This is a genomic window from Lederbergia citri (assembly GCF_018343625.1).
GTDB classification, from domain to species: Bacteria; Bacillota; Bacilli; order Bacillales; family Bacillaceae_C; genus Lederbergia; species Lederbergia citri.
In genome coordinates this window covers 1,298,147-1,319,298 of record NZ_JAGYPG010000002.1, presented here as the reverse complement: position 1 = coordinate 1,319,298, position 21,152 = coordinate 1,298,147, and the positions used below count along the sequence as shown (strand labels likewise).

Here is a 21,152-nt window from a genome sequence, read left to right as displayed (position 1 = left end):
TACATTGTCTCTGTATGACATCGTAAGCTCACTAGTTGCATTTCTTATTCTTTATTCATTTCGCTATGCTTTTTACCATAAGCAAAGTAGAAGAGTAATCCAAATACAAACCAAATACCGCATGAAATCCATGTATAAACAGAGAGCTGAGTAATTAAAAATAAACATAACAGGAATGAACAAATCGGTAAGATTGGAAAGAATGGTACTTTAAAACCACTGGATGGTATACTCTTATTCTTTCTTAAGAAAATAATTCCGATTGAAACGATTGAAAATGAAAGTAATGTTCCTATGTTTACTAGTTCTGCTAGTTTAGATAACGGAACGAAGCCGGCACAAAAAGCGACAAGTGTTGCATATACCCACGTATTTTTAATGGGTGTTTTATATTTTTTACTAAGCTCATACATACTTTTCGGCAGCAATCCATCACGGCCAAATGCGTAGAGAAGTCTAGTTCCGCCATATAACATAACAAGTATAACGGTCATCATCCCAACAACAGCACCAAGGGAAATAACGCCAGCTACCCAATCTTGATGAACTATCTGCATAACAAAGCTGACCGGATCACTTACATTTAGCTTTGTATATGATACCATCCCAGTCAAAACAAGCGAAACAGCTACATAAAGTATTGTGCAAACAAATAATGATCCAATAATTCCAATTGGCATATTACGTTGTGGGTTCTTTACCTCTTCGGCAGCTGAAGAAACAGCATCAAATCCAAGATAAGCAAAGAAAACAAGAGCGGCCCCACTCATAACCCCGTTCATTCCGAACGGTATAAATGGTTGCCAATTAGCAGGCTCTACATAAAAAATACCTACTCCAATAAATAAGAGAATAACACCTACTTTAATAAATACCATGATCGTATTAATCTTTGTAGATGCTCTTATTCCGAGCGTTAATAAAAAAGCAGTGGCTAATATTATGGCGATAGCCGGTACATTTATATATGTACCATCTGCTGGATTAAAAGAACCAGAGATAGCCTTTGGAATAGTAATATTAAAACCTTCTAATAAAGCACTTAAATAAGCAGACCAACCAGTTGCAACCGCTGCAACTGCTAAGCCATATTCCAACAGCAAAGCCCATCCAACTAACCAAGCGACTAATTCTCCAAATACAATGTATCCATACGTATATGCACTACCCGTTACGGGTACGGATGAAGAAAATTCTGAATAACACATAGCTGCGAATGCACAAACAATAGCAGCAATAATAAAGGAAAAAACTATAGCCGGTCCAGAGTGCGCCGCAGCTACTGTACCAGGAAGAATAAATATACCTGTTCCGACAATGGCACCTACCCCAAGCAGAATTATATCAAAGGCTCCTAACGTTTGCTGTAGCTGGACATCTCCCTTTTTTTTCAGTAAATCCTCGAGATTTTTTCTCCTGAATAATACATTTTTCATACTGAACCCTCATTTTTGAAAATATGGTAAAGATTCTATATGTTTATATCTTAAAGGTCAACCGTGTTTGTCGAATTACCAATATTTTTGCCGAATGAAACCTTACCACAAAGTAGGAAATAAAAAAGTTAGTGATCAGTTTACAGTGAAATAGAATTTAAAAGTGGAGCCCAATTTAGCTTCACTTTTTTTGTTCTCTGAAAAGACAGACCATAAGAGCAAGAATGAGGACGAAATGGATGTCGATTGCTTGTTAAAATGGCTCCAATAATATTAGGAGGAAATGAACAAGATGCAGATATTCAATGAGATTCATTTTTCAAAGGAGATATTATTTCTGGGAAACGCCTGCATTAATATATTATCTTTACCTGGACTAACAAATTGTAATAAGCTTAAAGAATTAAGTGTAAGACGTTTTAGCTTTGGAAATGCCTTATCGGATAAAGTTATTGCTTTTAAAGAAAAGAATGCTCGTCAATTAATAGAGTTAATGGATACTTCCCATTTGTATCAGAACTACTAGTGCAGGAAAGGTAGGGAGTTATATGGTGACTAATATCAATCTTTCATTTGAAGAGATGTGGGAGAAAATTATCGCTTGTGATCGTAAATATGATGGGATATTTTTTACAGCTGTAAAAACAACCAAAATATACTGCCGTCCTTCCTGTAGATCAAGGAAGCCTAAAAAAATGAATGTAGAATTTTACTCTGATATGAATGAAGTTGAAAAAGCTGGTTATCGTCCTTGCAAAAGATGCCAGCCAGAAGTTGAGCAATCCCCAAATATTGCGCTTGTTAGGAATATCATTACGTTCCTAGTCAATCATTATAAACAAAATCTGGTATTAAAAGATATAGCAGATCAGGTTGGATTAAGTCCCTTTTATTTAGAACGTTTATTTAAACAAGAGACCTCTGAGACTCCGCGTACTTATTTAGAAAAAATACGCATAGACAAAGCAGCCCATCTTCTTAAATGCACTACTCTAACCAACCTTGAAATCTGCTATGAGGTGGGATTCCAGAGCCCTTCCAATTTTTATAAAGTATTTCGAAACTTAAAAAAATGTTCACCTAGTGAATATCGAAAGGGACTCCTAAATGAATTGGATGGATCATGAAACGTATATGGTTATTTATCCTCCTAAGGAATTTAATTTTGAAGAGTGTTTAATTTTTTTAGGCAGGTCCAACCAGGAAGTACTTTACCAAATAAAAGACGGGTCTGTATATAAACTGATAAAAGTTAATGAATCTTTGAATTTATGTAAAATTGGATTCATCAATAATTGCTTAAAGATTGAATTTCCCATAATACCCCCATCTATTCAGTCTCGTCATAAAGTGGCAGAATATATTTGGGAATGGTTTGATTTGGAAGAGGATTTAGGGAAATTTTATCAAGTAGCTAGTCAAGATAAGGTTCTAAAGATACTTGCTCATAAATATTATGGGCTTCGGATTATGTGTATACCAGATTTATTTGAAGCCCTAGTATGGGCGATTATCGGACAGCAAATTAATTTGACATTTGCTTACACATTAAAAAAACGCATCGTCGAACAATATGGCGGGAGTCTAACTTTCGAGGGGGAAACGTTTTGGTTATTCCCCTCATTTGAAAAAATCGCTTCTGTAAATGTAGATGATTTAAGGAAACTTCAATTTACTAATAGGAAAGCGGAATATATCCTTGACATCGCGAAAGCTATGACAAATGGCGAGTTAACAAAAGAATCGTTGCTTCAGAAAAAAGATTACCAGCAAATAAAAAAATCACTAATGATGATAAGAGGTATCGGAGCATGGACAGCAGATTATGTGATGATGAAATGCTTGCACTGTACCAATTCCTTCCCAGTCGCAGATGTCGGCCTTCATAATGCGTTAAAGAATATTTTAGGTCTCGAGAAGAAGCCGACTATAGCAGAAATAGAAGAATATGCAACAGATTGGGAAGGTTGGAAAGCATATGCTACTTTTTATCTATGGAGGTCATTATATGACAAAAATATATAAATTAGATTATGAATCACCGATTGGGATAATAGAAATAGTTGGTACCCATGAAGCCATTAACTCCATTTTGTTCTCTGAAGAGAGTAAGAATGTAAATTTTTTACAAGCAGAAACGCCTCCTGTTTTAGTAGAATGTTATAACCAACTTGACGAATATTTTAAAGGCGATCGCTTTGACTTTACATTCCCTTATCAATTTGAAGGGACTGACTTTCAAAAAATAGTATGGGAAGCTTTAAAAGAAATTCCATACTCGGAAACGGGGTCATATAAGGACATTGCTGTTTCTATTGGGAATGAAAAAGCCATTAGAGCTGTAGGGAGTGCAAATGGGAAAAATAAGTTAAGCATTGTCATTCCTTGTCACAGAATTATTGGTTCTAATGGGAAATTAACCGGTTATGCAGGAGGTCTGTGGAGAAAAGAATGGCTGCTTCGGCATGAGAAGTCTTTTACTAAGAATCAGTAAATGAAGCTTAAACTTTTTAATGATTGTAGGTTTAAAAATCGTGATATGATGGTAGATGCGAATGTCGTGATGCATTAGGTAAGGATCATGTTATTTTTTCGTTAAAAGATTGTGGACTAAAATAAGTCTCTAATTAATATGCCCTAAGTTACTGGGCTAATTTTTTTGAAGTAAGGAGTTTACGAATCTATGAGTAAAAAGAAAGTAGCGATTATTGGAATAGGTGCTTTAGGTGAGGGGATGGTAAAGGTGTTTTTTGACCACCCATTAGTAGAATTAGTTGCTGTTTGTGACACGAACAAAGAAAAGGTAGAACAATGCGCTTCCCTCTATAATGTTGAAGGCTTCACGAATCATACTAAGTTACTAGAAACAGTAGATATAGATATGGTTTATGTGGCCGTCCCACCAAAATGGCATCATGATATTGCTGTTGATGTCATGCGAGCGGGTAAGCATATCTTATGTGAAAAACCATTAGCCAATTCATTATCAGAAGCTGAAAACATGCTGCGAATCGCAAAGGAACAAAACATTGTCCACGCAATGAATTTCCCGCTCAATTACTTACATAACACTCGCAAGTTTGAAGAGTTGTGGTTGGAAGGATATATTGGCAAGTTACGTAAAGTGGAACTAACTATGCAGTTCCCTAAATGGCCGCGACCTTGGCAACAAAATAGCTGGATCAACACAAGAGAACAAGGCGGTTTTGTTTTTGAGGTAGCAGGGCATTTTGTTCAACTGATTCAACGGTTCTTTGGACACATTAGCAATGTAGAGAGTGAGCTTGAATTGCCTAGCGACTCTACGCTCCCTGAATTGGGAATCATAGCGAAAATGAGACTGGCTAATGGTGTTCCCGTCTCCTTTAATGGCATTAGTGGCATAGCGGGAGTGGAAGAACAATATCTTTCTTTAACGGCATATGGAACGGAAGGTACGTTATCTCTCATAGATTTAAAGAAAATTAAGGCTGGGAAAATCGGGGAGGAGTTTCAAGAGATTAAGGTTGAGAACAACCATTTCTGGAATGAATTAATCAATCAGTTTGTTGATGCTATTGATGGTAAAACGAGTGAATTGTATGATTTTCAGGTTGGCTACGATGTTCAGGTAGTACTCGAAGAACTTCGGAAGTAATATTTTCAATCGGGTGTTTAATAGATGAAGCCTGCAATAGCTTTTTTTTGAGCTATTGCAGGCTTCGCCTATTCCTATATTATCGTTAATTAACGTCGACAAAGTGCAAAACTACTAGAATAAATCAATATGTTTCTTTGGCACTGAAATGGCCAATACCCTTTAATTCTTGGTCAAAAAATTGTAGGATTAAATCATTTTCAGCTTCAATACAGTAATATTGGTCAATGTCCGCTTTTCCGCCTTGCAGCACATTTGCAAGCACTGGAGAGAACAGTGGAAAATCGGTCAAGCTTAAATGTTTTGCCCCTTTAAAATGAACGGTATTTGCTTTTTTGAACTTTTCGTTATTGAGCTTGTTTGCTACATAGGTGGAGTTGCTATCTAGCTGCTCCCAAACGTCGTCAGAATAAATGTTAAGAAGTGGAATCGTGTAGGCTTCATCGCGTGCCACAAAATCATCGATATCTTTTTTATAAACGAGCTCACTGAAGAACGGAGCGTCAATATTTACAACTGCACTGATATCATCGCGTTCCTTGCCTAGCCAAACACTTGCTGCGCCACCCATTGAGTGCCCAAACACACCAATTTTCTCTACATTGATCTGTTGATAAATAGGGTTACTGTCACTTTTGGTTTTTTCAAGTATCGTATCAATGACAAAATTCATGTCTTCTGTTCGCAGCTTCATCCATTTTTGAATGAGTTTATAGGTTTCTTCCTTCGTGTAAAAGCCGTCTTTATTGGCATTGGTGAATTCACGGTTATAGTCTCCATTGATGAAGACAGGCGTTCCATCCTCAGAAGCCGTATAGAAGGAATGATAGGGATGATCGATTGAAACTACGATATAGCCGTGACTTGCAAGCTCATTATAAGTAGAGGCATTGCTTGCCTTAATCCCGAAGGCTCCATGTGAAAACACCAGTAGAGGGTACTTGCCATCTGCATGCTTAGGATACCAAAATTCAACATTAACAGATCTGTTTTTCCCCTCATCCGTAAATTCTTCCATTCGGTTTTTGTCAATATATGTGTAAGTGGCTGTTGCAACTTTATAATCACCAGTCACTTTTGGTGATGAATGCTGCGGAAAAACAAGAGCAGGTATCAGTGCAAATATAAATGCCACGATTACAAGAATAGATTTCCATACAATTTTAGAAGTCTTATATTTTCGGTGATTTGCTTTTTTGCGAATAAGTGAAACTGTTGCTATTAACGCTAAAATGAAAAGTAGTATTGCAAGCATAACCCAGCGGAAACTCCAAACAATCACAGATGAAAGTGTCAGTATGACAAATGCTAAAAATATAGCAATCCTACTCCAGTTTTTTATTTTATTATGGTTTTGCCTAGTGACTATACAGAAGATTGCAAAACCTATCTCTAAAAACAAAACGATACATAATATTAAAGTTGCCATTGTAGATACTCCTTCTTTCGAATAATTTCTAATGAACTCATCATAAAAAATGGCTGAAAAGATGTATATAGAAAAATGGTAAGTTGTATCTACGAGCAAATAAGATGCAAAAAAAGGCGTAAGCTAAAAAGCTTAACGCCTCATCATCTTTTGCAGAGCAACTGCTTATTCATGATTTACTGCTCAAAAACGTCTTTCTTAAATGCTTTAAGTTTTTCATTGATTTTTTCGGCTTCTTTTTTATCTTTTTGTAATGATATAAGACGAACTAGTATATAGATCACAGCAATTTGTACTGCCATTATAATTACATCTGATGGACGATTTACAATGCCAAACAGGCTTCCAAGCGAAATTAATAGAATCTCCAAAGTGAAAAAATGAATGGCCATTTTTATACGCATTTTCTTCTCACTTATATCACGAGGAGAATACAAAATAAATTCTGTTAATGCACTTAAAAATGAAAAGGCCATAATGATGTAAATTGATTTCAAATCAAAGGTCATAGTGGGATAATAAATTTGCCGCAAAAACGTAAGAACAATCATGATTAATGCAAAGATGATCAAGAAATCCTTAATCATCTTTTGTACAAATTTGGTACGCTTCATCTTTATCCCTCCCTTTACAATCCAAGCATATTTTTAAGCACAGGTACATACTGCCTTGATATAACAGCACGTTCCCCGTTATCAAGCACTGCTTCGAATCGGCCGCTTATGGATGGATAAATAGAAGATATCTTAGCTATGTTCAAAATAGTCGATTTGGATGCACGGAAACAGTTCTTTTCTTTGCATAATGCTTCTAACTCATAGAGCTTTTGTTTTACCTCATAAACGTTGTCTTTGCCGTAACTAAAAACCTTTCCGTCCACCGCCTCGAAATAATAGATATCACTAAGCTTGATACGGTGTACTCGATCATTTTGATATCCGAGTAGCGTGAGACTTTCTGTTTTTAGCTTGTTTACGACTTCATATATTTCGTCATCTACCTCATGACATCTGATGAGGATTTCCTCTTCCAGTTCTTTATTAATTTCTTCTATTGAAATTTTCATACTATCACCTGCGAAAGTTCAAATTATTTCAGGTCGATTACGGATTCTTCTATCGTTGTTTTCAAGTTATTCGGTTTTAAAAATTGCAAACTTCATTAACAGTTTTTTTTATTTTATCAGATTATTATTGTTTGGAATATATACTATGATATTAGCCAGAGGATATTTATTGTGCTAAACCAAATATAGAAAAGGAATGTTGGTTATCTATCGATTCTCATTTTTGATCTTACATAATTTTGTCGATACTATACAATAGGCAATAGAGCGGCTGCTTCATAGCTAGAAGTTTGTGTTGTGATGACGATATTTTATAAATAGTAGTAGGAATAAAAATGAAAGGATGATTAAGATGGAACAAAAAACAAAGGCAACTATCTCTCTTAAAGAGCTAGCAGTGTCGTTCCTGCAACTCGTAACATCGGGTAGAGTAGACGAGGCATACGACAGATACATAGGTCCTGGCTTCAGTCACCATAATCCCTATTTCCGTGGCGATGCTGATTCTCTAAAGGCAGCGATGAAAGAGAATGCAGCGGTGACACCGAACAAAACATTTGAAGTCAAACATGCAATCGAAGAGGGGGAGATTGTTGTAGTTCACTCCCATATAAAACAGAAACCTGAGGACCTTGGAGCTGCAGTTGTCCATATTTTTCGCTTTAATGAGGAGCAAATAATAGAAATGTGGGATTTGGGCCAACCAATACCTGAGAATTCCCCGAATGAGAATGGCATGTTTTAACTTATAAGAAAAACACTGCAAAAACTTGAACTTCAAGATTTTGCAGTGTCTTATGGAAAATTAGAATCTTAGGAAAGGATGACTTTGGATCAGTTTAAAATTTTTACTTTTAATTGTTTTACACCAAAATTAATTGCATCTTGTTTAGAAGGAATAAACACATCAATTTTATTACCTTTAATGGCTCCACCAGTATCTCCGGCAATTGCTTCCCCATATCCTTCTACATAAACTTTACTGCCAAGAGGAATAACAGATGGGTCAACTGAGATAACCTTTGCATTTGGGTTTTCTTTAAGATTAATTCCAGTTGCCGTAATACCGGAACAACCTTCACATGAAGCTGTATAAGCAGTAGCTTTCACTGTAATTTCCTTGGAACTTGTATTATTTGTGGGTGCAGCTGGTACAGCAGAAGTACTTTTCTCTGGTGTTTCTGTAGCTGGTGCCACACTTTTACTTTCCTTTGGTGCTACTTCAGCAGCCTGTATCGGCTTTTCTGCAATATTATTGGTGGTAGCTTTTACACCTTCAAAGATTAATAGATTCAATCCAGGATGGATGAGATCGGTATGTAGTTGGTTCCATTCTTTAATTTGCGATACGGTTACTTGATAATCCTTGGCTATATCCCATAATGTGTCACCTTGCTTAACCGTATATTGTTTATGTGGTTCAATTGTAAGTGCATCTCCAGGGTGAATTACGTCTGTATCGAGATTATTTAATATTTTGATATTTTTTACAGATGTATTATTTGCTAGTGATAGATCCCAAAGTGTATCTCCTTTTTGTACTGTAATAGTTGAAGCTTGTACATTAGCACCTACTGTTACTGAGAGTACAGTAACTGCTAAAATAGATAACATTTTTTTAAGCATTCTTTTACCTCCATGTTCTAAGTTGATAATTGTTTATTATCGTAACATAGATTTTGTCTAGAAAAAGAACAGGGAAGTGTTAATTTGATTACATCCATGGCAGCTATATTGCAACATTGTTTCGAGTATTAAATAGTAATCAGAAGATTTTTGAGACATTATTAAACCTTTATTCAAAAAGACAAAAAAACCAGTAGTATGCCTCGGTAAACATATACTTTGATTCGTACCAAAGTAAATGAAGTTTTTTATTATAGGGAATTTTTAGTGTAGGTAAAAGTTAGCTTTAAAAAACTCCTCATTTAGATATAAAGTTTGTTTTGGTTCCTAGTAAAAGTGAATCAATTTTGTTTACAACACTCGTATACATGTACACAAAAGGTAAACATGATGTGTACAAATCTGTATACATGCAAACAAATGCGTTTACTTCTTATAATGGCAATGTGTATACGGATTTGTGCAAAACGTTTACAGAAATGTTTACAAAAGGTGGCGTGTTTACAAGGTGTTTACAGGTTTACAGTTTTATTTCTTTTCGGCGAGAGTCATTGTTGAATCTAGTAAACTCTTATAACCTTAAATAGAAGTCATCAGATGTACATAGCAAATTTATAAAAAAAGGAATGATTGGAATGTCTATGCCCAGAATTGCAGCAGTGGATGTTGGAAATGACTCGTTAAAGGCTATTTTCGGAGAACTAGAGCATGAATTAAATATACCTAACATTGTCGCAATAGATACAGAAGACCGTCCTGTAATTGGGATGGAAGAATTAAATAGTAAGGATCCTGTAGAGGGGATTCATATAAAGGTCCACTCCCCAGCTTTGAAAGAGAATAACGTCATTTATCGTGTAGGTCACTTAGCAACCAAGAGTAGCAATGCAGCCGAGTTGGACCCTGGAAGCAGTAAATCGGAAGAAGATCAAACATTGGTTATGCTTTTTGCAGCATTGGCATTAGATGCAGCGAGGGAGGAAAATTCATCTAATTTCCCACAAGTAAAAAATGTCATTGATGCCAACTATACGTTGGGAACCGGTCTTCCTCTTCGTGAAGTAAAGGAAGGCAAGGATTTGGGATATCGATCAAAACTAACAGGCTCCGTTCATCAAGTGGAATTTCTCGTTACACCCAAATACCAGGGATTAAAGGTGAATATTAAGTTTAATGAAGTAAAGGTCTATCCGGAAGGCTTTGCGGCCTTTATTAATCTTGTAATGGATAATAATCTTAAAATCATCAATAAAGATTTAGTCGATAAAAGAATCTTAATTCAAGATATTGGGGGTCTGTCAACAGATATTGCGGTTATAAGGAACCGGAATGTCGATGATGATAAGGCTCAAGGGTTTAATCTTGGGGTATCTGAATCATTAGAGGCGATAAGAGAAGAAATTAGGTCTAAGCATGGAGTAGAATTGGACAGCCGCCGTGATGTCGTTGAAATTATTACAAGAAAGAATAACCGTAATCATATTATGGTAAAAGGGAGCCGGACAAGTGTCCACGATATTACGGACCGCATCCTACTTGAATTAGCCAAAAAGCAATATCGATTACTCCGTAATGTCTGGCAGAAAAACTCGCAAACAGAAATCTGCTATTTTGTTGGCGGTGGCTCAATTGTACTGAAAGAATATTTAAAAACGCTAAATAATAACCTAGATGGTTATAATATTGAATTTTTTGAAGATGAAGAAGAGAGTATTTGGATGATGGCAAATGCTTATTATAAGCTCATTTCCGATTTTGTGAGAAAGTCAGAGAAGCAGCAAAAGGCGCCAAAGGAACAAAAGGAACCGGTAAAACAATAAGATAAGGTGATTGTATGAAAAAGTCTGCCTCGACCGAGGTGAAGAGGGGCCAAGCGATTTCATTTCGTGTCCCCTCCGATACACCTGATTATTTATTAAAACATCTACAAAAGCTAAAGGAAACAGAGCGAAGGAATTTTTCCAGTAAAATTGCTGAGTTTGTGATGCAGGGAGTCGGTCAGTCTTTTTCAAGGGAACGGGAAACCATTACTGTCCCTCTCCCCAAAAAATTAAGTAAATCACAACGAAATTGGCTTAAACATGAACATTCTGAGGCGTTGCTCGGGAGTATTATTTACCAGCTATTAAGTGACCCAGTTCGTACAGCTTCTCTGCTAGCCTCGTTAAATAGTAAATCCTTGAATCTGGATGAGGCCTTGTATCTTCAAGAGGATGTAAAAATGGAAGACCGACCGTTTGAAATTTCAAAGGATGATGACCATTTACAATCTGTTGGAGAACCAGATTTAACAGATGAGGTTGATGATTTACAATCATTTGATTGGAATAGTGCAAAATATTCTCACTCAGTAAGTGCGGAAGAGGAAAATGATGAAGAGGAGGATGATTTAGAGAGTCTATTAGGGGATTTTCTTGCTGAGATGAATAAGTAGTATGCTGTTAATCAGGTGATTTTAGGATCAGTTTCCGTTACTTTATAGTAACGGAAACTGATCCATTTTTAAAAAACTAAGTACTTTTTCGATCTACTTAATAGGAGCATTCGTCAACTCCGAAAGTTTGGAATTGATGGCAAAGATTTTTGCATTGACCTCTGGAATACCGAAGCCGGCCAGCCTTTTGGAGTGCATATCAATATATTTTTCAGCTGTTTCTTTCGTTTCGAAAAGATAAATTCCGCCTGCTTCTTTTGTGTCCTGATTTTCCGTCCAAATTTTCCAGATGAAGCCTTCTTCTTCTTTAATGCTTTTCGCCAAATCAGAAAACGCTTCTGCCATTTCATCTCCGAATGGCCCGTCCATCTTGAAATCGACTTGCAATACGAATGCCATGGTTATCCTCCTTTTTATTCAAGGCTCTTTTCGCAATCATTGTTGCTATAAGATGTAAATCTAAAACGAATAATAGATTTGTCCTTGGAACTGATATTTAAAATGGGAAAAGAGCTACCAGCTTAATAAGAACCGCTAAACTTCCTTATTAGGCGAAAAAGCCGGCTCTTGGGCTTTTTCAAAAACAACAAACTTTAGAAAATAGCATTATTCAACAATGGTTAAATAAAGTTCCCCTAGAAGTTCTTTAACTTCGTAACTTCCTGGCTTTAATTCTTTTTGAACAAAAGCATTGATATCCTGCTGGTCAAGATCATACATCACTTCAATTTCTTTTGAAAACAAAAGCTTTTCCTTTTCGAGCAGGCTGGAAAGAGGGGGCTGCTGTTTTGGTATCAGATTTTCTTCATCCAAAGCACGCTTGAGTCCGTCAACATAATAGTCGAAAGGACGACCGCCTACTATTTTCACGCCTTTATTTTCCTCATTGATCATGATAATGGATGGAAAACCTCTTACCCCAAGGTTTCTGGCAAGAGCAAAATCTTCATGCAGCAATTGCTCTCCGACTGGCTGTTCGGCTTCATTTACAATCGCTTCCCCATCAAGCCCAAGGTGATTTACGATATCTACCATCACTGATTTTTCACCAATATTTTGATTGAATGCGAAAAGAGCTTCTCTCGCACGGCGCAGATAATCATATGCTATTTCATCGCCATGATGTTTTTGAATCACTTTAAAAACACGGGATGGCGGGAAGGATGATTGAACGGGATTATGAATCATAAGTGTGCCATCAATTGGCATGCGGGAATATTCTCCGACTTCCCTCCAATGCCCTGCCACATCAGCAGGTCCATTTATTCCGTTGGCAGGATCGACAGGACCGTCCCCCCATTTTTCCAGCAATCCACCCATCACGGTATGGAAATTAAAGTACTGTCCATACTGCTCTTTAAAACGGCGGAGAACCGGTTCGATCGCCCAGCAATGAGAACAGATCGGATCCGTCACATAATACACATCGATTGATTTTTGCGGCTGATTAAAATCAATGACCTCCATTTCTTCCTCACCAGCTACTCCGCATACACCTGTTTCCAAATCACAAATCATATTGTTGTTTATGTTCTTCATTATTTTGCCTCCTTTAAAATAGTTATCCGAGCTTCATTAATCCCTTATGGTTTTCAGTCCAGTAGACCAAGCGACAACTTCATCCAACATTTTTTGAACGGTATCTTCATGAAATGGCGCGGGCTTAAAGATACTCATTTCTTCAAAATCAGTAAAAAGGCTGAGGGCAGGCTGTGTTCCAACTGTTGCAACCTTTGGTACTGTTAAGATCAAACGTAAATTATTTGCTGCTGTCACGCCAAGAGATGAGCCATAGCTAACAATTCCTGCCGCTTTGTGATTCCATTCAACGTATAGATAATCAATGGCATCCTTCAAACCGGAAGTGATGCCTTTGTTATATTCCGGAGTGACAAATACAAATCCATCAAGTTCACTAATTTTTTTCGACCAAACTTTGGCTTCCGGTGTTTGATAATCCTGAGTCATGATAGCCGGAATAGCCTCATTATATCTTGGCAGATTGTAATCCTTAATATCTACCAATTCAAATTCTGCATCTCCTCTTTTGTCAGCAATGGATTTTACCCATTCTGCAACTTGAATATTTACTCTTGAATCCCTTGTACTTCCAGTGATAATGCCGATTTTAACCATAATGTTTCCTCCTATTATGCTATTTAATTTATAGCTACTTGTATTTGAGAAGTTTGGTATTTGCTGTACAATTACATTGTAGGGAATATTAATTACGATCAACACCAATAAACCATTGGATTTGTCGCTTATACAACACATTAACGAATTTGTCTAAAAAGTAGGAGGGACAGGAAATGACTCAAACAAAGACAGATCCCCGAATACTGCGTACACGCAAACTAATCATGGATTCTTTTATCGAGCTCTCCAGTCAAAAGGAATTCAAGGATATAACGGTGAAAGACATCACAACCGAGGCAATGATCAACCGGGCCACATTCTATTATCACTTCGAAGACATCTATGATTTATTGGATAAAGCTTTATCAGAAGTATTGTTTATCAACTTGAATTGCAACAGCTTCGAGGAATACGAAATAAACGAAAAATCACTAACTCAAATCTTCAAGGCCATCACAAACTTTCAAACATCATTATCCAATCGTTGCCATAGAGGGTACGAAGACACCATCGCCCGAATTATTAGGGAACAGCTCGAGATCATTTTCTATAAAATGTTGTTAAGGCAATATAAATTGGAAGAAGATGAAGGGCTGAAGATTTCAGCTATCATGCTTGCATGGGGAATGTACGGAGCTTCCGTAGAATGGAGAAGAAATAGCCAAAATAGATCACATGAGGAATTTATAAAATCTGCTATTCCGCATATTTTGTCCGGGGTTGATGTTACTGCTGAAAAATAGCTAGATGATAAAGAATAATTGTATAGTAGAACATTTCTTACAGATTTTCCGAACGACAAAGACCCCTACGGTACGATAGTGCCCCTTTATGGGTGGGATCAAAGTGAAGTCAAATACGAAGTGGCACAGAAAACCAAAGATTTGTGCCACTTCAAGTATTTGAAATCCTTTTGTAGACGTTGCAGTTTTAGCTGTGGGAGTCTCAAACGAGGTATGTAAAAGCAGAAGTTTGCAATATGGAAAAAGTGATTCAGTTGATGTAAAAACCTTTAAACATTCGCTATATGTTTAGAGGTTTTTGCATAGAATAAGTAAGTTCTAAGATTACATAACAAAATCCTCATTTGGATACATGACAGTAAGACTATCATAAATAGAGACAGTATTTTACGCGACAGGGGGCTGCGGCTATGCATTCAATTAATAAAATAGGAAAGAGTTTTTGGTATATCACTCCAATATCTGAGACCGACCGGCCCATTCTGGGGATGGTGGTTGGTAATAACAAGACATTAATGATTGATGCAGGAAACTCGGAAGACCATGCAAATTATTTTTTAAAAGAACTTTTAAAAAGGGGGGTCCCAAATCCTGATATGGTTGTTCTTACTCATTGGCATTGGGATCATATCTTTGGTCTTTCAGCTTTACCTAATACAGTTTCAATTGCTTCCAAAGAAACAAAAATAGAAATGGAGAAGCTAATCCCGCTTTCATGGTCAGATGAGGCATTAGATGCACGAGTGAAAGAAGGATCGGAAATTGAATTTTGTGCAAAGGCAATTAAGATGGAATATATGTCTCACCGCGATATCACGATTGTCCTGCCTGATGTAACCTTTGAAAAACGAGTAGAAATCGACCTTGGAGGGGTGACCTGTATCGTACAACACGTTGGAGGGGATCACGCTGAAGATTCAGTAATTGTGTATATCGAAGAAGAAAAAATTCTCTTTCTTGGTGACTGTATTTATCCTGATATTTTTTCCGAAAAAGAAAACTATACGATTAAGGAAACACTTCGACTATTAGACGACTTAGAATCATTTGATGCAAATACCTATATACCTTCGCATCAAAAGCCAATTTCAAAAGAGGAATTTAATCAGGAAGTTGCCAAACTTAGAACCATTGCGAAATATACAGATATTTGCGGTGGTGATAAACAGAAAATAATGGAGGAATACGAAAAGTCCGTTAAAAGGGAACTAACAGAAGACGAAAGGGAAACAATAGCTGACTTTGTAAATGGTTTTTAATCATTCCTGTGTTTAGCTGGGTTAGAAATTAGTGCCTGTCACCTTCCGCATTTAATTGAATTAATCGGAGAGTGGCAGGCACTATTCTTTGTTGTTTATGTATGTAAAAAGCCCAGTGAAAAACTGGGTTTAAAAAACCAAACTAACGATGATACCTGAAAGTATGCTTACAAGTGTAGCGCCATATAACAGTTTCATCCCAAAACGCGCGACGACATTTCCCTGCTTTTCATTTAGACTTTTGACCGCCCCAGTAATAATACCGATGGATGAGAAGTTGGCAAAGGAAACCAGGAATACAGAAAGAATCCCGAGTGTACGAGCACTAAATTGATGATTACCTCCAGATAAATCCATCATCGCGACAAATTCATTGGTCACCAGTTTAGTCGCCATAATCCCCCCGGCACTAACCGCCTCCGATAAAGGAATCCCCATAATGAAGGCAATTGGAGCAAAGAGATAACCTAATAGCCGCTGAAAAGAAATGTTAAACAAAAGCTCAAACACATGATTGAATGCCGCTACTAAAGCAATAAACCCAATCAGCATGGCACCGACAATAATAGCAACCTTAAAACCATCAAGGATATACTCCCCGAGCATTTCAAAAAAGGATTGCTTTTCAAGATGTTGTATTTCCAATATATCTTCATTTGGATTTATCTCGTACGGATTAATAATAGAAGCAATGATAAAACCGCCAAATAAATTTAAAACTAAAGCTGTGACAACGTATTTTGGCTCCAGCATCGTCATATAAGCACCAACTATGGACATCGATACAGTAGACATCGCCGAAGCGCATAGAGTATACAAACGCTGTTTCGAAAGCAGGTCGAGCTGTTTTTTTAACGTGATGAAAACCTCTGATTGTCCGACCATTAGCGAAGCAACTGCATTATATGATTCAAGCTTACCCATCCTATTCACTTTACTTAATACCCATCCAATTCCCTTCATGAAGAAAGGCAGGATTTTCAGATGCTGAAGAATTCCAATTAATACAGAAATAAATACAATTGGCAGTAATACATTTAAAAAGAATGGAGTCTCTCCCTTGTTCGCCATGCCGCCAAACACAAAGGAAACCCCTTCGTTTGCATATTCGAGCAGTGTGCTAAAAAAATTAGCTATTCCCTTGATGATGATTAAGCCAAATTCTGTATTTAACAGAAAAACGGCTAGAATAATTTGAATGACAATCATCGTGATAATTGGTATAAATTTTACCTTTTTTCGATTGTTACTTGCCACCCAAGCCAAAAACAATACAACTAGAATACCTAAAATTGAGATACCGTAATGCATTTGTTACCTCCTGATGATATTAAACATGATGTACACGCTTCTAGTATAGTCACCACTAGTAAAATTACCCTTAGTATGGTGATTGTAATCGATATTTTGTCCACATTGTTTAAAAAAGAACCGAACATATTTAAATAAAACAATATCTATTGTGTAGTTTATCCAATCATATCAAGAAGCTTTGCTAAGGATTGGTGATAATAAGATGTAAATTGAAAGAATTGCTAAATAGGAAGAAACAGGATTAGAGAGTAATTTCAGGGTGGGAAAATCAGGAAATAAAAGGAGAAGAACTGCGGATTAAACGGGTATGGTGAACCTAACATAAGTAATGAGGTTTTATGAATCTAATTAAGAGCTTTCAAAACAATATATATATCCTCGCCTTTTTGGTAATAAATATTATTTTTTTGATATGATCTACACAAATTTCAAAATAACCCAACTGCTTACCTTTTCCATCAATCAATCCTTCAACAAAAAGAATAAGACATTAGCATAGCGACTCCAAAAAGGAATACTATGTTAATGTCTCTTTTTGATTTTTAATGATCTTCATAACATTCCCTCTGATTTTTAGGTGAATCTAATTCCTCGTTAACCCAAAGTTGAGACCAGTTCTCAATTGCTCTTAAAATCGGTTCCATTGAATGTCCTTTTTCTGTTAAAGAATACTCAATGATGACTGGAGTTTCAGGTATAACTTCACGCTTTACCACCTCTTGGTACTCTAATTCCTTTAAACGATCTGATAAAACCTTTCCACTTATACCAATAGAAGATTGAATTTCATTAAATCTTTGGGGTCCCAATAATAATTGATATATAACTAAAGCTGTCCATCTCTGGCTCAATAACGAGACTGCCTTTTCAAATCTTGGGCATATAGTAGGTTGTTTCATTTTTTATCCACCTTTCTAATCTGTATTGTACCATAAAATAGAAAGTAAATTACAAATTAAAATTTAGTTACTTGACATTATATAATTATATAAATATACTTACTTACGTAAAGTAACCTAATTAAAAAAGGAGAATGGATAAAATGAATAAAAACGAAATTGGGAAACTTATATTAAGAGCGATAGTAGGACTTACGTTCTTGATTCATGGGGTATCAAAGTTCCAAGGTGGAATTTCAAATACAGTTGGCTTTTTTGATAGTTTAGGAATTCCTGGATTTATGGCATATGTTATTGCGTTAGTTGAGTTAGTGGGGGGTATTGCATTAATTCTAGGGCTTGGAACACGAATTGTTTCCTTTTTATTTGCACTAATTATGATAGGGGCTATTTTTACTGCAAAACTTTCAGTTGGTTTTCTTGGCAATGGACAAATGGCAGGATATGAACTCGACCTTCTTTTACTAGCCGGATCAATTTATTTCCTTTTTGCTGAGAAGTCAAAATTATCATTGGATCAAAAGTTGTTTCAATCATAAAAAATGAACTCTAGGAGGGTTAAGATGGGATTCCACAACAAGCCTACCACATTTGTTGGGCATGTCAGAATTAAAGTAGAAAATTTACAACGTTCAATAAAATTTTATCAAGATGTCCTGGGATTCGATATTTTAGAACAAACCTCTTCAACAGTAAAACTAACAACTGATGGGAAAACAAGTATCTTATCACTGGAACAACCTGAAGATGTTATACCAAAACAGGGAAGAACTACTGGTTTATATCATTTTGCAATTTTATTACCGGATCAATCGACTTTAGCCAATATTGTAGTTCATTTAGTGAATAAAGGAATTCGCTTTGGGTCATCTGATCATCTTGTTAGTGAAGCATTGTACCTAAAAGATCCGGATGGAAATGAGATTGAAATTTATCGTGATCGTACTCCTTCTGAATGGAATTGGAACGTCGATGAAGTGGATATGGCCGTTGATCCATTAGATTTTGAAAGTTTGCTAAAGCATGCTACACCAGATACGCCTTGGAAAAGAATGCCTGCTGAAACAGTAATGGGTCATATTCATTTACACGTGTCAGAACTACAGAAGACAGAAGAATTTTATGTAAAAGGACTGGGAATGGACGTAGTTAATCGCTTTGGAGAGCAGGCCTTATTCCTTTCCTACGGAAAATATCACCATCATGTAGGGGTCAATACATGGAATGGCGTAGGGGCAAAAGCTCCTGCCAAAAATAGTGTAGGTCTAGAATCGTATACGCTCGTTTTTGATAATGAAGGAGCGCGTAAACAAGTAGTAACGAATTTGAAGCAAATTGGTGCGGAGGTATTAGAAGAAGATAACCATTTTGTCACCTTTGATCCTTCTGGAAATCGTATTGAGCTAACAATATAAAGTGGGAGGTATCGGATTGGTTGCTAAAAAAAGTACTGGTATTGAAATTGGTATTTACACACTTGCCGATATTGGTCCGAACCCTCTGACAGGAAAGACGATAACGGCTAAGGAAAGAGTAAAAGAAATCATTCAAGCTGCAAAATTAGCTGATGAGGCAGGATTAGATGTATTTGGAGTAGGAGAACATCATCGTCTGGATTATGCTTCTTCTTCTCCTGCGGTTATATTGGCTGCTATTGCACAAGTAACAAAACAAATAAGATTAACAAGTACAACGAGTGTTTTAAGTACACTTGACCCTGTTCGCCTATTTGAAGATTTTGCTACATTGGATTTACTTTCGGATGGTCGCGCCGAAATACTGGCTGGTAGAGGGGCATTTATAGAATCATTTCCTCTTTTCGGTTATAGTACAAACGATTATGATGATTTGTTTGAAGAACATATGGAACTTCTATTACAACTGACCCAAAATGAGTCCGTCACATGGTCGGGGAAGTTCCGTTCTTCTTTAAGGAATGCTGAAATTGCCCCAAGACCTGTACAAGAAAAGTTACCTATTTGGATTGGAGTAGGGGGTACACCTGAGAGTGCCGTTCGTGCTGGAAGATTCGGGGTGGGAATGGCTTTAGCTATCTTAGGTGGTAATCCAAGACGTTTTAAGCCACTTGTCGATCTTTATCGACAAGCTGGAATAGAAGCTGGACATGCACCAGAAACATTCAAGGTTGGTGTAACAGGCCATTCTTATCTAGCTAAGACAACTCAAAAAGCAAAAGACGAGTTTTATCCTTATTACTCCAATTACTGGGAATATGTGAACCGTCAGCGTGGAATGGGGACAAGGATGTCAAGGACCGATTTTGAACAAATGGCTAGTCCAGATACTGCTTTGTTCGTAGGAAGTCCACAGCAAGTCATCGAAAAGATCCTTAAGCAATACGAACTCTTTGGGCACCAACGTTTCTTGGCCCAGTTAGATATAGGTGGACAACCGTTTGAAAATGTAGCAAAAGGCATCGAATTGTTAGCAACGGAAATTGCTCCAATCGTTAAAAGAGAAACAGGTAAATAACTTTTTATAGGGATGATAGGTATGGGTTTATTAGAAAAACTATTTGGTAAACAAACCAATGAAGAAGAAACAATGACAAATGAAAAATTAAACATTGGAATTATCTTAGGAAGCACTCGTCAAGGACGTGTCAGCCCACAAGTAGGAGAATGGGTAAAAGGAATTGCTGACAAACGCGGAGATGCAAATTATGAAATAGTAGACATTGCTGACTTTAATCTTCCGTTTTTAGGAACAACAGATGGAACGGAGCCAGGTATTGCTGCTTGGAATGCGAAACTGGCAAGCCTTGATGGGTTTGTATTCATTGTTCAAGAATACAATCACAGTATTACTGGTGTGTTAAAAAACGCCATCGATTTCGCCCGTGAAGTTTGGTACGACAAAGCAGCTGGTATCGTAAGTTATGGTTCTACTGGCGGTGCTCGTGCAGCTGAACATTTACGAGGTATTCTTGCAGAACAGAAAGTTGCAGATGTTCGCACGCATCCAACTTTAAGTCTATTTACCGATTTTGAAAATGGATCGGAGTTTAAACCACAAGAGATACATCTCGATAATGTAAATGCGATGTTGGAAGAAGTTGTTGCTTGGAGCAGCGTATTAAAAACACTACGATAAGAAATATATAACGGGCATCCACGTAAGTGGGTGCCCTACTTTTATAATTCATAAAA

General features: G+C 36.8%; 23 protein-coding genes and 1 pseudogene. 14 read left to right on the top strand and 10 right to left on the bottom strand.

Annotated features, from left to right (window positions below; genetic code table 11):
* Nucleotides 1–44 precede the first annotated feature (44 nt).
* The gene (locus tag KHA97_RS14955; RefSeq protein WP_213125500.1) at nucleotides 45–1,436 is read right to left on the bottom strand and encodes an amino acid permease; all 1,392 of its coding nucleotides are present in this window, start codon (nucleotides 1,434–1,436) and stop codon (nucleotides 45–47) included.
* A 343-nt stretch (nucleotides 1,437–1,779) separates the two neighbouring features.
* On the opposite strand from KHA97_RS14955, the pseudogene KHA97_RS14950 reads away from it, so the two are divergent.
* From KHA97_RS14950 to KHA97_RS14930, 5 genes and pseudogenes are all read left to right on the top strand, one after another.
* A pseudogene (locus tag KHA97_RS14950) lies at nucleotides 1,780–1,962 on the top strand (isocitrate lyase/PEP mutase family protein); the annotation flags it as partial.
* 22 nt (nucleotides 1,963–1,984) lie between these two features.
* Entirely contained in the window at nucleotides 1,985–2,563 is a 579-nt protein-coding gene (locus KHA97_RS14945) for a bifunctional transcriptional activator/DNA repair enzyme AdaA (protein WP_213125499.1), read from the top strand.
* A complete protein-coding gene (locus tag KHA97_RS14940) occupies nucleotides 2,544–3,461 on the top strand; it encodes a DNA-3-methyladenine glycosylase family protein (RefSeq protein WP_213125498.1) in 918 nt (305 codons plus the stop codon). The genes KHA97_RS14945 and KHA97_RS14940 overlap by 20 nt, the downstream gene beginning before the upstream one ends.
* On the top strand, nucleotides 3,445–3,930 hold the full coding sequence (locus KHA97_RS14935) for a methylated-DNA--[protein]-cysteine S-methyltransferase (protein ID WP_213125497.1): 486 nt from the start codon (nucleotides 3,445–3,447) through the stop codon (nucleotides 3,928–3,930). The genes KHA97_RS14940 and KHA97_RS14935 overlap by 17 nt, the downstream gene beginning before the upstream one ends.
* Before the next feature lie 189 nt (nucleotides 3,931–4,119).
* A complete protein-coding gene (locus KHA97_RS14930) occupies nucleotides 4,120–5,073 on the top strand; it encodes a Gfo/Idh/MocA family protein (RefSeq protein ID WP_213125496.1) in 954 nt (317 codons plus the stop codon).
* Between the two features lie 124 nt (nucleotides 5,074–5,197).
* Here the strand turns inward: KHA97_RS14930 and KHA97_RS14925 are convergent, their stop codons facing one another.
* From KHA97_RS14925 to KHA97_RS14915, 3 genes are all read right to left on the bottom strand, one after another.
* Nucleotides 5,198–6,502, bottom strand: coding sequence for an alpha/beta hydrolase family protein (locus KHA97_RS14925; RefSeq protein WP_213125495.1), 1,305 nt, complete (start codon nucleotides 6,500–6,502; stop codon nucleotides 5,198–5,200).
* Between the two features lie 176 nt (nucleotides 6,503–6,678).
* On the bottom strand, nucleotides 6,679–7,116 hold the full coding sequence (locus tag KHA97_RS14920) for a DUF3021 family protein (protein WP_213125494.1): 438 nt from the start codon (nucleotides 7,114–7,116) through the stop codon (nucleotides 6,679–6,681).
* A 14-nt stretch (nucleotides 7,117–7,130) separates the two neighbouring features.
* On the bottom strand, nucleotides 7,131–7,568 hold the full coding sequence (locus KHA97_RS14915) for a LytTR family DNA-binding domain-containing protein (RefSeq protein WP_213125493.1): 438 nt from the start codon (nucleotides 7,566–7,568) through the stop codon (nucleotides 7,131–7,133).
* A gap of 352 nt (nucleotides 7,569–7,920) precedes the next feature.
* On the opposite strand from KHA97_RS14915, the gene KHA97_RS14910 reads away from it, so the two are divergent.
* The gene (locus KHA97_RS14910) at nucleotides 7,921–8,313 is read left to right on the top strand and encodes a nuclear transport factor 2 family protein (RefSeq protein ID WP_407658028.1); all 393 of its coding nucleotides are present in this window, start codon (nucleotides 7,921–7,923) and stop codon (nucleotides 8,311–8,313) included.
* Nucleotides 8,314–8,402: 89 nt separating this feature from the next.
* On the opposite strand, the gene KHA97_RS14905 is transcribed toward KHA97_RS14910, so the two are convergent.
* Nucleotides 8,403–9,194, bottom strand: coding sequence for a 3D domain-containing protein (locus tag KHA97_RS14905; RefSeq protein ID WP_213125491.1), 792 nt, complete (start codon nucleotides 9,192–9,194; stop codon nucleotides 8,403–8,405).
* Between the two features lie 635 nt (nucleotides 9,195–9,829).
* Here KHA97_RS14905 and KHA97_RS14900 point away from each other — a divergent pair.
* Both KHA97_RS14900 and KHA97_RS14895 read left to right on the top strand, forming a co-directional pair.
* Nucleotides 9,830–11,014: a ParM/StbA family protein gene (locus KHA97_RS14900; protein ID WP_213125490.1), complete on the top strand. Its 1,185-nt coding sequence runs from the start codon at nucleotides 9,830–9,832 to the stop codon at nucleotides 11,012–11,014.
* Nucleotides 11,015–11,028: 14 nt separating this feature from the next.
* Nucleotides 11,029–11,628 (top strand): hypothetical protein, encoded by a 600-nt coding sequence (locus tag KHA97_RS14895; protein WP_213125489.1) that lies wholly within the window; start codon nucleotides 11,029–11,031, stop codon nucleotides 11,626–11,628.
* Between the two features lie 93 nt (nucleotides 11,629–11,721).
* Here the strand turns inward: KHA97_RS14895 and KHA97_RS14890 are convergent, their stop codons facing one another.
* From KHA97_RS14890 to KHA97_RS14880, 3 genes are all read right to left on the bottom strand, one after another.
* Nucleotides 11,722–12,027, bottom strand: coding sequence for a monooxygenase (locus KHA97_RS14890; RefSeq protein WP_213125488.1), 306 nt, complete (start codon nucleotides 12,025–12,027; stop codon nucleotides 11,722–11,724).
* A 207-nt stretch (nucleotides 12,028–12,234) separates the two neighbouring features.
* Nucleotides 12,235–13,167, bottom strand: coding sequence for a DsbA family protein (locus KHA97_RS14885; RefSeq protein WP_213125487.1), 933 nt, complete (start codon nucleotides 13,165–13,167; stop codon nucleotides 12,235–12,237).
* Nucleotides 13,168–13,203: 36 nt separating this feature from the next.
* A complete protein-coding gene (locus KHA97_RS14880; protein WP_213125486.1) occupies nucleotides 13,204–13,764 on the bottom strand; it encodes an NADPH-dependent FMN reductase in 561 nt (186 codons plus the stop codon).
* 176 nt (nucleotides 13,765–13,940) lie between these two features.
* Here KHA97_RS14880 and KHA97_RS14875 point away from each other — a divergent pair, with 176 nt between their 5' ends.
* Both KHA97_RS14875 and KHA97_RS14870 read left to right on the top strand, forming a co-directional pair.
* Nucleotides 13,941–14,510, top strand: a complete 570-nt coding sequence (locus tag KHA97_RS14875) for a TetR/AcrR family transcriptional regulator (protein ID WP_213125485.1) — start codon at nucleotides 13,941–13,943, stop codon at nucleotides 14,508–14,510.
* Between the two features lie 410 nt (nucleotides 14,511–14,920).
* The gene (locus KHA97_RS14870; protein ID WP_213125484.1) at nucleotides 14,921–15,769 is read left to right on the top strand and encodes an MBL fold metallo-hydrolase; all 849 of its coding nucleotides are present in this window, start codon (nucleotides 14,921–14,923) and stop codon (nucleotides 15,767–15,769) included.
* 129 nt (nucleotides 15,770–15,898) lie between these two features.
* Here the strand turns inward: KHA97_RS14870 and KHA97_RS14865 are convergent, their stop codons facing one another.
* Nucleotides 15,899–17,080 (bottom strand): NupC/NupG family nucleoside CNT transporter, encoded by a 1,182-nt coding sequence (locus KHA97_RS14865; protein ID WP_213125483.1) that lies wholly within the window; start codon nucleotides 17,078–17,080, stop codon nucleotides 15,899–15,901.
* Between the two features lie 545 nt (nucleotides 17,081–17,625).
* Entirely contained in the window at nucleotides 17,626–17,982 is a 357-nt protein-coding gene (locus KHA97_RS14860) for a winged helix-turn-helix transcriptional regulator (RefSeq protein ID WP_213125482.1), read from the bottom strand.
* 143 nt (nucleotides 17,983–18,125) lie between these two features.
* Here KHA97_RS14860 and KHA97_RS14855 point away from each other — a divergent pair, with 143 nt between their 5' ends.
* Genes KHA97_RS14855 through KHA97_RS14840 form a run of 4 tightly spaced genes read left to right on the top strand, consistent with a single transcriptional unit; the run spans nucleotide 18,126 to nucleotide 21,096 of the window.
* Nucleotides 18,126–18,521, top strand: a complete 396-nt coding sequence (locus KHA97_RS14855; protein ID WP_213125481.1) for a DoxX family protein — start codon at nucleotides 18,126–18,128, stop codon at nucleotides 18,519–18,521.
* A gap of 24 nt (nucleotides 18,522–18,545) precedes the next feature.
* Nucleotides 18,546–19,397, top strand: coding sequence for a VOC family protein (locus tag KHA97_RS14850; protein WP_213125480.1), 852 nt, complete (start codon nucleotides 18,546–18,548; stop codon nucleotides 19,395–19,397).
* A gap of 16 nt (nucleotides 19,398–19,413) precedes the next feature.
* Nucleotides 19,414–20,475 (top strand): LLM class flavin-dependent oxidoreductase, encoded by a 1,062-nt coding sequence (locus tag KHA97_RS14845; RefSeq protein WP_233713492.1) that lies wholly within the window; start codon nucleotides 19,414–19,416, stop codon nucleotides 20,473–20,475.
* Nucleotides 20,476–20,496: 21 nt separating this feature from the next.
* Nucleotides 20,497–21,096, top strand: a complete 600-nt coding sequence (locus KHA97_RS14840; RefSeq protein ID WP_213125479.1) for an NADPH-dependent FMN reductase — start codon at nucleotides 20,497–20,499, stop codon at nucleotides 21,094–21,096.
* Nucleotides 21,097–21,152: the final 56 nt, after the last annotated feature.